1 protein-coding gene is annotated in these 275 nt (G+C 65.1%); it reads right to left on the reverse strand.

What is annotated here, in order from left to right; all coding sequences use genetic code 11:
- Nucleotides 1-101: 101 nt before the first annotated feature.
- A partial coding sequence (locus NLU14_RS21745) for a hypothetical protein (RefSeq protein ID WP_275710534.1) occupies nt 102-275 on the reverse strand: 174 nt, incomplete at its 5' end.

The following is a 275-nucleotide window of genomic DNA, read 5'->3' on the forward strand; positions in this document are numbered from 1 at the left end:
TCGCCTCTTAGGAAATTGGGCAATCGCGCGTGGCGGAGCGCACATGATCATCCGGTCTGGAAACGGGGGGCCGGGCGAGCCGGCCATCATCCCCGCCCAGCCTACACGTCGAGATTGGCGACGCTCAGCGCATTCTCCTGGATGAACTCGCGGCGCGGCTCCACCACGTCGCCCATCAGGCGCGTGAAAATCTCGTCCGCCACATCGGCCTGGTCGACCTGGACGACCAGCATCGAACGATTGGCCGGATCGAGCGTGGTCTCCCAGAGCTGCTC

Source organism: Marinobacter iranensis, from assembly GCF_029207565.1.
In the GTDB taxonomy this organism is placed as follows: domain Bacteria; phylum Pseudomonadota; class Gammaproteobacteria; order Pseudomonadales; family Oleiphilaceae; genus Marinobacter; species Marinobacter iranensis.